The organism is Actinomycetes bacterium (assembly GCA_035489715.1).
Classification (GTDB): Bacteria; Actinomycetota; Actinomycetes; order JACCUZ01; family JACCUZ01; genus DATHAP01.
Genome location: DATHAP010000175.1, coordinates 24,582 through 37,991 on the forward strand (window position 1 = coordinate 24,582; position 13,410 = coordinate 37,991).

11 protein-coding genes are annotated in these 13,410 nt (G+C 76.0%); 6 read left to right on the forward strand and 5 right to left on the reverse strand.

Annotation, left to right across the window (positions count from 1 at the left end; all coding sequences use genetic code 11):
- Window positions 1-65: 65 nt before the first annotated feature.
- The gene (locus VK640_14275) at window positions 66-1,415 is read right to left on the reverse strand and encodes an MFS transporter (protein HTE74348.1); all 1,350 of its coding nucleotides are present in this window, start codon (window positions 1,413-1,415) and stop codon (window positions 66-68) included.
- A 71-nt stretch (window positions 1,416-1,486) separates the two neighbouring features.
- Here VK640_14275 and VK640_14280 point away from each other — a divergent pair, with 71 nt between their 5' ends.
- Both VK640_14280 and VK640_14285 read left to right on the forward strand, forming a co-directional pair.
- Window positions 1,487-2,359, forward strand: coding sequence for a DUF3027 domain-containing protein (locus tag VK640_14280; GenBank protein HTE74349.1), 873 nt, complete (start codon window positions 1,487-1,489; stop codon window positions 2,357-2,359).
- Between the two features lie 28 nt (window positions 2,360-2,387).
- Window positions 2,388-5,402, forward strand: a complete 3,015-nt coding sequence (locus VK640_14285) for a hypothetical protein (GenBank protein HTE74350.1) — start codon at window positions 2,388-2,390, stop codon at window positions 5,400-5,402.
- Between the two features lie 15 nt (window positions 5,403-5,417).
- Here VK640_14285 and VK640_14290 read toward each other — a convergent pair whose 3' ends face one another.
- Entirely contained in the window at window positions 5,418-5,729 is a 312-nt protein-coding gene (locus VK640_14290) for a DUF2530 domain-containing protein (GenBank protein HTE74351.1), read from the reverse strand.
- A gap of 9 nt (window positions 5,730-5,738) precedes the next feature.
- Window positions 5,739-7,004 carry an MFS transporter gene (locus tag VK640_14295; GenBank protein ID HTE74352.1) on the reverse strand — a complete coding sequence of 422 codons (1,266 nt, stop codon included), beginning with the start codon at window positions 7,002-7,004 and terminating at the stop codon, window positions 5,739-5,741.
- 192 nt (window positions 7,005-7,196) lie between these two features.
- Between VK640_14295 and VK640_14300 the strand changes: the two genes are divergently transcribed.
- A complete protein-coding gene (locus tag VK640_14300; GenBank protein ID HTE74353.1) occupies window positions 7,197-9,257 on the forward strand; it encodes an ATP-binding SpoIIE family protein phosphatase in 2,061 nt (686 codons plus the stop codon).
- A gap of 1 nt (window position 9,258) precedes the next feature.
- A complete protein-coding gene (locus VK640_14305; GenBank protein HTE74354.1) occupies window positions 9,259-9,672 on the forward strand; it encodes a MaoC family dehydratase in 414 nt (137 codons plus the stop codon).
- 40 nt (window positions 9,673-9,712) lie between these two features.
- Here VK640_14305 and VK640_14310 read toward each other — a convergent pair whose 3' ends face one another.
- On the reverse strand, window positions 9,713-10,270 hold the full coding sequence (locus VK640_14310; protein ID HTE74355.1) for a hypothetical protein: 558 nt from the start codon (window positions 10,268-10,270) through the stop codon (window positions 9,713-9,715).
- 151 nt (window positions 10,271-10,421) lie between these two features.
- Here VK640_14310 and VK640_14315 point away from each other — a divergent pair, with 151 nt between their 5' ends.
- Window positions 10,422-11,234: a pentapeptide repeat-containing protein gene (locus VK640_14315; GenBank protein HTE74356.1), complete on the forward strand. Its 813-nt coding sequence runs from the start codon at window positions 10,422-10,424 to the stop codon at window positions 11,232-11,234.
- Between the two features lie 22 nt (window positions 11,235-11,256).
- Here VK640_14315 and VK640_14320 read toward each other — a convergent pair whose 3' ends face one another.
- Window positions 11,257-12,879 carry an ATP-binding protein gene (locus VK640_14320; protein ID HTE74357.1) on the reverse strand — a complete coding sequence of 541 codons (1,623 nt, stop codon included), beginning with the start codon at window positions 12,877-12,879 and terminating at the stop codon, window positions 11,257-11,259.
- Window positions 12,880-13,059: 180 nt separating this feature from the next.
- Here VK640_14320 and VK640_14325 point away from each other — a divergent pair.
- Window positions 13,060-13,410 (forward strand): hypothetical protein (locus VK640_14325; GenBank protein ID HTE74358.1); only part of this gene is annotated, 351 nt, incomplete at its 3' end.

Sequence of the window (13,410 nt, forward strand, 5' to 3'; positions counted from 1 at the left end):
TCCCGTCGTCCTGCCCAGTCGTCGTGCCCAGTCGTCGTGCCCAGTCGTCGTGCCCAGTCTCGTTGCTACGACGGGGCGGGCCCCGTCGTGCGCGCCGACCGGGTCGACCTCGTCGGTGGCAGGGCCCGCACCGCCCGGACGGTCAGCACGAGCATCACCACCAGCCCGAGCGCCGCCAGCCCCAGTCCCAGCGCGCCGTTCAACGGGAGGACGATGCCCACTCCGCCGCCGACCACCCATGACAGCTGCAGCAGCGTCTCGGACCTGGCGAAGGCCGAGGTGCGCACCGCCTCCGGCACGTCGCGCTGGACGACGGCGTCCAGCGACAGCTTGCCCAGCGACTGGGCGAGCCCGGCCGCGAGGGCCACCGCCACGACCGAGACGACGCCGTAGAAGAGGGCCCCGGCGGCCGCTGCGACGGTCAGGATCGTCAGGACCACGACGATGACGAGCTCGGGGGCGCGGGTGCGGAGCCTGGAGCCGATCGTCGTGCCGGTGAAGCTGCCGACGGCGGCGGCGCCGGCCACCAGCCCGAAGGCCACCGTGTCGTCGAGGTCACCGACCGGGTGCTCGCGCAGCAGGAAGGCCAGGAACATCGTGAGGAAGCCGGAGAAGGCCCGGACCCCGCCGTTGGCCCGCAGTGCCGCGACCACGGCCGGGCCGACGCTGGTCTTGCGGATGATCGGGCCGGTGTCGTCGAGTGAGAGGGTCGTCGGCGTCTCCCCGGCGGTGGAGTCCACCTTGGGCGGCAGCCGCAGCGCGAGCACCATGCCGACCAGGAACACCACGAAGGACAGCCGCAGCGGCCACGCGGGACCGGCTATGGCGAGCAGCCCGGCCAGGCCGGCACCGACGGCGCCGGAGAGGATGCCGGCCAGCGAGATCCGCGCGTTGGCCGCGACCAGGGTGTAGCCCTGGGGCAGCAGCCGCGGGACCGTGGCCGAGCGCGTGACGCCGTACGCCTTCGACGCCACCAGGCAGGCGAACGCCGCGGGGTAGAGCGACAGGTCGTTGCCGGCGATCGCGCCGGCGAGCACCCAGGTCGCGAAGCCCCGGGCCAGCATGGTCGCGGCGATCGCGTAGCGCCGGCCGTGCCGGAACCGGTCGAGCAGGGGGCCGACGACGGGCGCCATCACCGCGAAGGGCGCCATCGTGATGAGCAGGTAGAGCGCGACCCGCCCGCGGGCCTCCCCGGTCGGCACCGAGAAGAACAGGGTGTTGGCCAGCGCGACCGCGACCATGGCGTCCCCGGCGGTGTTGACCCCGTGCAGCTCGATCAGCCGGCCGAGGCCCGACTCGCCCGCCCCGTGGGCGTGCGTCGCGCGCCGCACCCGCCGGGCGGTGTGCATCGCCCCGGAGCGGGTGGCTCGGGCCGCGCCGCGGCCGAGACCAGCGAGTCGCTCGGGACGAGACACGGTCCCCATCCTGCCGCCCGGCGGCGACACGGGTCGCGCGACGGTCCGCGCATGGGGGAGAATCGCCGATCGTGACGACCCGGACCCCGACCACGGCCCCCTCACCCGCCACCGACGCGGTGCTGATCGGCGCGGTCGACGTCGCCCGGGCAGCGGCGGAGGAGACCGCGGCCCCCGGCCAGGTCGGTGAGCACCTCGGCGCCGACGCCGAGGGTGAGCGCCTCGTCACCCACAGGTTCGCCTGCCTCGACCCGGCCTACCAGGGCTGGCACTGGGCGGTGACCGTCGCCCGGGTGCCGCGCGGCCGCAGCGTCACCGTGTGCGACAGCGTCCTGCTCCCCGGCCCGGCGGCCCTGCTGGCCAAGGCCTGGGTGCCGTGGAGCCGGCGCCTGGCGCCGGGCGACCTCGGCGTCGGCGACCTGCTGCCCACCGACGCCGACGACGATCGCCTGGAGCCCGGCTACACCGCGGCCGGTCCGGACAGCCGCGACGAGGATGCGGACGGCATCGACGACGACTCCGACCGGGTCGCCGTGTGGGAGCTCGGTCTCGGCCGGCCGCGGGTCCTGTCCCCGCTCGGCCGCGACGATGCCGTCGACCGCTGGTACTCCGGCGACAGCGGGCCGACCGCCCCGGTCGCCGAGGCCGCGCCGGCCCAGTGCGCCACCTGCGGCTTCGTCACCCCGCTCGCGGGCTCGCTGCGCCGGGTGTTCGGTGTCTGCGCCAACGCGTACTCGCCCAGCGACGGCCGGGTCGTGTCCTACGACCACGGGTGCGGTGCCCACTCCGAGCTCGCCGTGCTGCCGGCGCCCGTCGAGGTCACGCCGCCCCTCGTCGACGAGCTCGGCTACGACGTCATCGCGGTGCGGCCGTCGGACCACCCGCCGGGTTCCGTCGACGACGCGGCCGACACCGGTGACACCGAAGAGCTCGGCCACTCCTGACTCCGCGCCGCGGGCCGGTGCGGTAGCCGTGAGCCACGACCCCTTCGGCACGGCGGCGATCCGCGACCGGGTGCTCGCCGGGTGGGCGGCGTCGACCGCCCGGTTCCGCGAGGACGCCAACGCCGAGGACGACCTGGTCCGCGGCGGCTACCGCGACCGGGTCGTGGTCGAGCTCGCCCAGAACGCCGCCGACGCTGCCGCCCGCGGCGGTGCCCCTGGTGTGCTGAGCCTCCGTCTTGACGGCGACCTCCTCGTCGCCGCCAACACCGGCGCCCCGCTCGACGCGGCCGGCGTCGAGTCGCTGTCGACGCTGCGGGCCTCCACCAAGCGCACCGAGGAGTCCTCCGCCGGGCGCTTCGGCGTCGGCTTCGCCGCGGTCCTCGCCGTGACCGATGCACCGCGGATCGCGTCGACGTCGGGCGCCGTCCGGTGGGACGCCGGGCGCGCCGCAGCCGAGCTCGCCGCGCTCCCGGCACTTGCCGAGGAGATGGCGCGCCGCGGCGGGCAGCTGCCGGTCCTGCGCCTGCCGTACGCCGCGCCGGACGCCCCGCCGGCGGCTGCCACGACCGCGGTCGAGCTCCCGCTGCGCGACGCGGCCGCCCGCGAGCTGGTCGTCCGGCTGCTGGCCGAGGTGGACGAGGCCCTGCTGCTCGCGCTGCCGGCGCTGGAGCGGGTCGACGTCGAGGTCGACGGGACCACCCGGTCGGTGAGCCGCACCGGCCGGTGGCAGGTGGTGCGCCGGACGGGGTCCCTCGACCCGCACCTGCTCGCCGACCGGCCGGTCGAGGAGCGCGACCGGCCGGGCTGGAGCCTCACCTGGGCGCGTCCCCTCGACGGCCGGCCGGTGCCCCAGGTGCTGCACTCGCCGACCCCGACCGACGAGCGCCTGGACCTGCCCGCGCTGCTCGTCGGGACCTTCCCGCTCGACCCCGCCCGCCGGCACGTGGCACCCGGCCCGCTGACCGACCACCTGGTGGCGGAGGCGGCCGCGGCCTACGTGGAGCTGGTGCTCGAGGTCGGCGACCCGGCCGACCGGTGGGGGCTGGTGCCCGGCCCGGTCGCGGTCGGCCGGTTGGACGGTGCCCTGCGGGCGGCCGTCGTCGACGCCCTCGGGTCCGCCCCGGTGCTGCGCACGCTGCCCGCCGGCGGTGACGTGCCGGCCCCGGTCGCGCCGCGGGACGCCGTCTCGGTCGTCGGCGCCGGACCGGCGCTCGCCGGCGCCCTCGCCGACGTCGTGGCCGGCCTGGTCGAGGACGACCGACGGCTCACCGTGCTCGGCGGCCGTCGGCTGTCGATGGCCGACGTCGTCGACCTGCTGGCCGACGTGGCCCGCGCGCCGTCGTGGTGGCACCGCCTGTACGCCGCGCTGGCAGCTGACGGCCCGCTGCCCGGGGCCGCCCTCGACGCGCTCGGGGCCCTCCCGGTCCCGCTCGTCGACGGCCGGCTGGTCCGCGGCGCCCGCGGCGCACTGCTGCCCGGCCCCGGGCTCCCGGCCGACCTCACCGACCTCGGGCTGCGCACGGTCCACCCGGAGGCCGCGCACCCGCTGCTGGCCCGGCTCGGCGCGGCCGAGGCCACCCCGCGCACCGTGCTCGACCGGCCCGAGGTCCGGGCCGCGGTCGACGCGGCGTGGGACGCCGACGACGCCGACGACGTCGACGACGCCGACCCGCCGGCCGTCGCCGACGCCGTGCTCGGGCTGGTCGCCGCCGCCGGGCTGCGCCCGGGCGAGCTGCGTTGGCTCTCCCGGCTGGTGCTCGCCGACGACCGTGGCCGGCCGGCTGCCGCCGACGAGCTGGTGCTGCCCGGGTCGGTGCTGGCCCGCCTCGCCGACTCCGACGACTCCGACGACTCCGACGACTCAGACGGCCTCGCCCGGGTCGACCCGGCGCTGGTCGACCGGTGGGGTGGCGACGTGCTCGCCGCGGCCGGCGTGCTGGGCGACCTCACGGTCGTCGAGCTCCGCGACCTCGCGGTCGACCCGGCGCTCGCCGAGGCGGCGGAGGACGACTCCGGGGTGCCGGGCCTGGCCGACTGGCTCATCTGGGTGGCCGACCAGGTGTCCCGGCACGGCGGCAGCCCGGCAGCGGTGCCGCCGACGGTGCCGGCCATGACGGCGGTCCCCGAGCTCGACGTCGTCGGCGACGGCGGGTGGGCGGCCCTGCTCGGGCACGTCGCCGCCGACCCAACCCTCCGGGCAGCGCTGGTGACCCCCGTCCCGGTCGACCTCGGTGGCGGCGGTCGGCTGACCGTGGCCTCGTACGCCGGCTGGTTCCTGCGGACGCACGCCCGGCTCGACGGACGGCCGCCGACCGAGCTGGCCGTGACCGGCAGCCGGCTGACCGGGTTGTGGGACGAGCTCACCGGGGTGGCCGTGGACGACGAGGTGCTGCGCGCCGCCGGGTTCCGCACCGGGTTAGGGGACCTGCTCGCCGACGCGGACGGCCCGAGAGACCTGCTGCGGCGGCTGGCCGACCCTGATCGCCGGGTGGACCAGCGGACCCTGCGGGCCGCCTACGGCGCGCTGGCCGGGACCGACCCGGCGACCGTGCCGCCACCCGAGACGGTCCGCGTCGACCCGGCGACGGTGCTGCCCGCGGACCGCGTCGTGGTCGTCACCGCGCCGCACCACCTGCAGGTGCGGTGGCCCGAACCGCCGCTGGTGCTGCCGCTCGGGTGGGCGGCAAGGCTGGCCGACGTGCTCGAGCTGGACACCAGCACCGAGCGGCTGCCTGCGGCCGCGCCCGACGGGACCGGCGTCGCGCGGCCGGTGCCCCAAGGGGTCCGCCGGCTGTTGCCGGCCGCGCCGGACTCGTGGCAGGAGCACGAGGAGCTGACCGTCGCCGGCGACGACGTGACCTGGTGGGTCGACGCCGGGGGGACGGTGCACGCGGCCACGACCGACGGGCTGGCCCGCGGCCTGGCCTGGGCGGCCGGTGACTGGGCCGCGCGCTGGCCGGTCGCCGCCCTGCTCGAGGACCCCGCGCGGGCGGCCGAGCTGCTGACCGAGTCGCTGCTGGCGGACGACCCACCCGCCGACTGACGGGCGGCGAACGGCTCAGCGACCGGGCGACGTACCGGCGTTGGGGTCGCTGCTCCTGGTTGCGTCGTCGGTCGCACCGGGAGCCGGCGGCGGGACCGTGCGGGACAGGGCCGTCCGCCGGCGCCGGACGTGGCGGACGCCGACCAGGCCGAGACCGAAGCCGGCGGCCGCGATCCACACCCACGAGCCGCGGCCGTCGTCGTCGAGCCGCGGGTAGGCCGCGAGCAGGGCCAGGAGCAGCACGCCCCACGCGACCGTGCCCACGGTGACCGCACGGACGTCGTCGGTCTCGAGCGGCTCCGGGTCCGGGCGGCGGGGCGGGGCCATGGCGCCACCCTAAGGTCCGTCGGCCGGGCCGGCGTCCAGCGCTTCGTCCCGCTCGTCGGCGTGGGCGATGTGGGCCAGCTGGCGCCAGATCAGCACAACGAAGACCGCCGACCCGGCGAAAGCGAACCAGAAGGGCGCCGCCAGCCCCCGGTGCTGCGCGAGCACCCCCCCGATGGCGGACCCGATGACCAGCCCGCCGTAGACGCCGACCAGGTTCACGGCACCGACCCGCCCTTGCAGCGGCATCGGGACCGCGCGCTGCCGCACCGTAACCGAAGTCGTGCCCCAGATGAACGCGTGGGCGCCGAAGACGAAGAAGACCGGCATCGCGACCCACGGGCTGGTGGTGAGGGCGAGCGCCAGGTGGGTGAGCGTCTCGACGATCAGGCCGATCCGCATCAGGTCGCCGAGGCTCACCCGGCGGGTGATCCAGCCGTACGACGCCGTGCCCACCAGGCCGCCCACCGCGCTGACCGTGGCGACCAGCCCGAAGCCGACCTCGCCCAGGCCCAGGCGCTCGGTGGTGTAGAGGACGAGCACCGACCAGGCGGCACCGAAGGTGATGTTGAAGGTGAAGATGGTCAGCACCAGGGTGCGCACAGCGGCGTGGTGGCGCACCCAGCGGAAGCCCTCGGCGATGTCGTGGCGCAGACGGCTGCTGTGCGCCGGGTCGCGCCGGTGCGGCGGGAGCGCGACGCGCAGGACGAGCAGCGCGCCCAGGGCCACGACCGCTGCCTGCGTCCCGAAGGCCCAGGCGGCCCCGACCGCGAAGAGGGCCGCCCCCAGGGGCGGGCCGGCGAGCTGGTTGAACGTGATGAAGCCGCCCTGCAGCCGCGAGTTGGCGACGGCCAGGTCGTCGCGGTGCACCAGCATCGGCAGCAGGGTCTGCGCGCTGCTGTCCGCGAAGACCTCGGCGGTGCCGAGGACGAAGAGCGCCCCGAGCACCACCGCGATCGGCACCTGGCCGAGGGCGACGGCCACCGTCAGCAGGACGAGCACAGCGGCCCGGGTGAGGTCGACTGTCACGACGATGAGCCGGCGGTCCAGCCGGTCGGTGAGGGCGCCGGCCACCAGCCCGAAGACCAGCGGCGGCAGCCACTGCATGGTGGCCGCGAGCGAGACCAGGAACGCGTCGTCGGTGAGCGACGCGACGAGCAGCGGGCCGGCCGCCAGCGCGATGCCGTCGCCGAGGTTGGACGACCAGGACGACGCGAGCAGCCAGCGGAAACCGACGCCGAGCCGCGCGGGCACGGCGGCTTCGGTCAGTCGGCTCACAAGCCCGCCACCCTAGAGTGGTACGCACGCGCCGGCGTGCCCGCGGCAGGGGAGGATCGCATGACCACCGACCTGGCGGTGCCTGAGCCGAGGTCCGACGCCGGGAGCGACCCCGCAGTGCTGCCGACCGGGGACTTCGGGTGCTGGCGGTTCTACGCGCTGCGCTGACCGGTCGGAAGGTAGCGTTCCGGCGTGACGTCGGAGCAGCCGTGCGAGCAGGCGGTGGACTTCCTCGAGGTGCTCGGCCCGCTGCGCGCGGCTTGGGACAGCTCGCCGGCGCTGGTCGCGGTCGTGCGCGGCCCGGAGCACCGGCTGGTCTACCAGAACGCCGCCTCGATCCGGCACTTCGGCTGCCGCGAGCTGGGCCGGCCGCTGTCGGAGGCGTTCCCGGAGCTCAAGGGCCGCTCGATGCCGGTCCTGGACCAGGTGCTGCGGACCGGTGAGGTCGTCGCGATGGATCGGCGCGACATCGGCATGCGCAACCTCGACGGCGACGAGGTCCTGCTGCGTTACGTGGTGGCACCGATCGGGCTGCGGGCGCCGTACGACGGCCTGGTCATGACCGCCGTCGACGAGACGGGTCAGGCCAAGGCCGAGGCCGCCGTCGCGCGGGCCCAGCTGCTTGCCCTCATCACCCAGCGGATGACCGCAGCGCCCGACCCGCACACCGCCCTGCGGGCGTTGACCGCCGAGCTGGTGCCCGCACTGGCCGACGTGGCTGCCGTCTTCATCATCCCGCCGGGCCGCCGCCCGACCGGGTCCGGCGGCACCGAGCCGGCGGCGATCGCGATCTCGCCCGAGCTGATCGACCGGGCCGGCCCGCCGCCACCCGCGGACCGCCGCGCCGGGCCGTCGCCCTGGGACGCCGCTCTCGCCGCGGGTCAGCTGGTGCTCATCGATCCCGCCGAGGCACGCGTTCTCCGGGGTGGTGACGACACGCCGAGCACCCGCTGGCTGGAGGCGGCCGACACGCGCAACATCGCCGTGGTGCCCCTCGCGGTGGCCGGTGACCTCAGCGGTGCCGTCGTCCTGCTCGCTGCCGGGGAGCGCGAGCCGTTCAGCCATGCGGACGGGCCGTTCCTCGCCGACGTGGCGGCGCGGGCCAGTGCGGTGGTGGCCCAGCAGCGGACCGCTGCAGGCCGGCAGGAGCTCGTGCTGCAGCTGCAGCGTTCGTTGCTCCCCGCCTACCCGCCCGAGCTGCCTGGGCTGCGGGTCGCCGCCCGCTACGTCGCGGGCAGCGCCGACGTGGAGGTCGGCGGCGACTGGTGGGACGTGCACCACCTGGGCGCCGGGCGGGTGGGCATCGGGGTCGGGGACGTGTCCGGTCGCGGGGTGCCGGCGGCCGTCGTCATGGGCCAGGCCCGGGCCGGGATGCGGGCGGCGGCGCACGCCGACCTCCCGCCCGTCGACGTGCTCACCGTCCTCGACGCCCAGGTCAGCGAGCTGGTCAGGATCGACGACACCGACCCGTCCCGGCTGCCGCCGCGCTTCGCGACCGCGGCCTACGCGGTGATCGACCCGTTCGACGACACGTTGCGGGTCGCCTCGGCAGGGCACCCCCCGCTGCTGATCCGGCTGCCCTCGGGTCGGGTCGAGCAGGTGACCGCCCCTCCCGGCCCGCCGCTCGGTCTAGGCGGCAGCAGCTACGACGACCTCGTCGTGTCCTTCCCGGCCGGCTCGATCCTGGTGGCCTACACCGACGGGCTCGTCGAGTCGCGCACCCGCGACGTCGAGACCGGCATCGACGAGCTGTCCGCGACGCTCGAGACCTTCGACGCCGACCAGTCGCTCGAGGACATGGCCGACCAGCTGCTCGGCATGGCGGACCGCACCGACGACACGGCGCTGGTGCTGCTCCACTACCTGCCGGCCGGGGCGCAGACCGTGCGGGTCCGGCACCAGCTGACCGAGGTCGCCGACGTGCCGGTGGCGCGGCGCGAGCTCGCCGATGCCGTCCGCACGACGGTGCCGGAGCTGGTCGACGCGGTGTCGGCCGTGACGGCCGAGCTGCTCGCCAACGCGATGACGCACGCCGGCCCGCCGGCCAGGCTGCGGGCCGCGGTGACCCGCGAGCGGGTGCTGGTCGAGGTCGCCGACACGTCTGCGCTGCGACCTCGCCAGCGGGTTGCCGGCAGCCGGGACGAGTCGGGCCGGGGCCTGCCGATCGTCGCGGCCTTCGCGCACACCTGGGGCTTCCGGGTCACCCGCGACGGCAAGTCGACCTGGGCCGAGCTGTTGGTGAAGGAGGACTGACGTGCCCGAGACGCCTGCAGTCGGCCAGCGGGCGCGTCGCACCCGTGAGGTGACGACGCGCGACATCGAGCTGTTCACCGAGCTGACCGGCGACCGCAACCCGCTGCACTACGACGAGGACTTCGCCGCCCGCACCCGGTTCGGCGGCCTCGTGGTGCAGGGGGGTGTGACCTCCGGCCTGCTCAACGCGGTCGTCGCGGAGGACCTGCCCGGCCCGGGCAGCGTCTTCCTGCACGTCGACTGGTCGTTCCGGGCACCGGTCCGGCCGGGCGACACCATCACCGCCGAGGTGGAGGTGCTGGAGGCCCGGACCGACAAGCCGATCACCCGGCTGGCGACCGTGGTCACCAACCAGGCCGGCGACGTGGTGCTCGACGGGACCGCGCTGGTCTACCGGGTGCAGCCGGCGGCCTGATCGAGCAGGCTGACGGCTCAGCGGCGGCCCGGTTGATGGCTCAGCGGCGGCCGGGGACGAGGCGGCGCAGCGTGCCGCCGGTGGCCTCGCTGGCGCGCTGCTGCTCGCCGGCGAAGGCGCTGAGGACGACGAGCGCGCCGGTCAGTGCCGGGACCGCCCACTGCAGCGAGTCCAGCTGCCTCTGGGCGCGGGCGACCTCGGGCGGGGTGCCGACGGTCGGCTCGGTGGCCGACTCGGCGGGGACGTCACCGTGGGCCGACACCTTGCGGCCGAGCAGGCGGCTGTAACCCGTCACGCCGAGCGCCGCGGCGGTCAGGCCGGTCTTTGCCAACGCCATGGAGGCGACGCCGCGCTGGCCGGCCAGCCGGCCGCGGTTGCCTGCTAGCTGGCCGAGGCTGCCGACGACGTGGGCGCCGATGGCCGCGGCGTTCACCGGGGTCCAGCGGTCCCAGCCGGCGTTGGCGACGGCACCGGTCGACTCCTTGGTGGCAGCCTCGCCGGCGGCCGGGTTCAGGGCCACCGAGTTGGCAAGCGTGCCGCCGAACCAGGCGGCGAGCCCGACGTCGTGCAGCGAGCGGGACACGGTGTTGCGGGTCATGGTGGAGCCTCTCTGTCGGGTAACGACTGCCGGCGCTCTGCCTGCCGGCCAGGTCTGTGCTCAGCACGTCTGTAGTCGCCGTGCCCGGCACGACGGGACCGAAACGACCGCCGGTGGTGGGGTGGGTCACGACGGCGGCAGACTGCGCACCGTGCCGGAGGACCTGGTCGCCGACTGCGCATCGTGCGTCGGTCTGTGCTGCGTGGCTCTCGGGCTCACCCGCTCGGCGGACTTCGCGATCGACAAGGCCCCCGACGAGCCGTGCCCCAACCTGCTGGCCGACCACCGGTGCGCGGTGCACCCGGTCCTGGCCGAGACCGGGTTCCCCGGCTGCGTCGCCTACGACTGCCTCGGCGCCGGGCAGAAGGTCGTGCAGGTCGTGTTCGCCGGCGACGCCTCCACGCCTCGCCACGAGCTGACCGCGGCCTTCCGGACCGTCGGCCCGCTGCACGAGCTGCTCTGGTACCTGCGCGACGCCCGGCGCCGGCCCGAGACTCATGACCTGCACGGTCGCCTCGGCGCGGCCCACGACGAGGTGGACCGGCTGACCCGGCTCGACCCGACCGGGGTCGGCGTCGTGGACGTGCAGCAGCAGCGCGCGGCGCTGCGACCGCTCCTCGCGGCGGCCAGCGAGCTGGTGAGGGCGTGCGTCGTCGCGGGTCTGACCGCGCCCGGCTCCGGGCGGCGACCGGGCCCGGGGGCCGACCTGGCCGGGGCGAACCTGCGCGGCGTGGACCTGCGTGGCGCGGATCTGCGCGGCTCGCTCATGGTGGGGGCCGACCTGCGGGACGCGGACCTGCGCGGCGCCGACGTCATCGGGGCCGACGTGCGCGGCGCTGACCTGGCCGGTGCGGACCTGCGCGACGCGCTCTACCTGACGCCGTCGCAGGTGGCGGCCGGTCGCGGTGACGCGTCGACCCGGCTCTCGGCGTGGGTCGCCCGGCCGCGCTCGTGGCCCCGCTGACCCGCGGACTTGATGCCGGCGGCTACTCGACGTCGTCGGACCAGTCGCCGTCGGTGTACGGGCCGTCGGTGTAGGCGCCGTCGGTGAATGTGACGTGCGACCCGTAGGCAGCGGGGGCACCCAGCCAGCCCGCCCCTTCGTGCCGGTGCGGCGCCAGGCCCGGAACGGGTCCGCCGGGGCCCTGCGCTGAGGCGGGGCCGTCGCCGTCGGAGACGCCGAGCAGGGCCCGGGTGACGCGCTGGCCGCTGTCGAGCAGGTCGTCGAGGGCGCGGGTCACCGCGACGCGGTCCAGCGGCTCGCCGGGCGGCCGGCCCGAGGTGAGCGACTCGAGCACCGCGCGACGTACGAGCTCCTTGACGAACGACGCGGTCACCCCGTCGGTGCGCTCCACGACCTCGTCGACGTCGGCCTCGGTGAGGTCGAGCCGCAGCCCGCGGGTGTAGACCTCGAGCAGCCGGCGGCGGCCGTCCGCGTCGGGCAGCGCGATCTCGACGGCGACGTCGACCCGGCCGGGCCGGGCGGCGAGCGCGGGCTCCAGCAGGTCGGCCCGGTTGGTCGTGAGGAGGAAGAGCAGGTCGGCGTCGGCCGCTGCGCCGTCCATCGCGTCGAGCAGGGTGAAGAGGATCGGGCTGGGTCCGGGGCCGTAGCCGCGGTCCTCCGCCACCAGGTCGACGTCCTCGAGCACGACGACCGAGGGCTGCAGGTCGCGGGCCATCGTCGTGATCGGGCCGACGGCGTGCAGCGACTGGCCGGACAGCATCAGGACGGTGCTGCCGGCCAGCTGCTGCACGAGGTAGCGGGTCGTGTGCGTCTTGCCGGTGCCCGGCGGCCCGAAGAGCAGCAGTCCGCGCTTGAGGTGCTGGCCGGCCGCCCGCAGCGCCTCGCGGTGGGCGACGACGTCGAGGGTGTGCCGCTCGACCCGGCGCAGGGTCCGTTCGGGCAGCACGACGTCGTCGCGGGCCGTCGGCGGCAGCACCGGGAACGAGACCGACAGCCCGCCCATCGGGGTCGTCGTCAGCTCGATCACCTGGCCGCGGTAGACGTTGAGCCGGTTCCGCAGGTCGGCGAGCTCGCGCAGCACCGCCTGCGCCTCGGCGGTCGGCAGGCCGGCGACCTCTACCGCCAGGCTCGGCTCCTGGTGACGGTCCGGGCCGCGGACCATCACGACGTAGCTGCCGCGTGCGTCCGAGACCAGCAGCAGCGCCCGGCGCAGGCAGGCAGTCGTGCGGCCGGGGCCGGAGGCCAGGTCGACGAGGTCGGGAGCCGACGTCCGCACCGGCCCCAGCCCGTCGCCGTGCACCAGCTGCTGCAGGCTCGGCGACTCGTAGTGCGGGGGAAGGGTGATGCCGCGGACCGCGACCTGGCGACCGGTCTCCCCCGACCAGCTGTCGAGGGCGACCTGCAGGTTGACCTGCTCGAACACCGGCAGCTCGTTGCCGACCACCGGCTGCGTCCGGCCGGCCGCGCCGAGGTGGTCCTGCACGAGCCGGACGGCCGGGTTGCGCGAGCTCTCGTCGCCGACGACGTGCGCCCAGGACAGGAAGTCCAGGAGCGCCTTGGCGATCCGGCGCGACTCCTCGGGCGTGGCCCGGTCCGCCTGGGCCGATGGGGCGGTCTGGCCGGTCTGGTTGGTCTGGTCGGTCATCTGGTCCCCCCGGTCACCGCGTCATGAAAGCACGCGCGCACCGGATGTCGGCACCCCTCGTCCAGCGGGCGCGACGATGCTCGGCCGGCGTCCCATCTATGGTGAATGGTCCGAACTGACCGGCTCGGTCCAGCGTCCTTGGAGCGAAACCGGACATCTCACGAGACGGAGGATCACCTGGTGAGCACCACCCACGGAGCGGCGCCGGCCCTGCGCGCCCCCCTGCTGGCGGTCGGAGCGGCCGCCCTCGTCGCCGCCGCGACCATGCTGACCGGCACGGGCAGCAGCGACGCCGCGACGGGCGCACCCCCGACCACCACGCCGCCGGGCACCACCACCGCGACGGGCACGCCGACCACGACGCCGGCGCCGCTGACCTGCTTCGGCCTCACCCCGACGATCGTCGGCACGCCGGCCGCCGACACCCTGACCGGCACCGCCGGTGTCGACGTGATCGCCGGGCTCGGCGGAGGGGACACCATCACCGGCCTGGCCGGCGACGACGTGATCTGCGCCGGTGACAACAGCCTC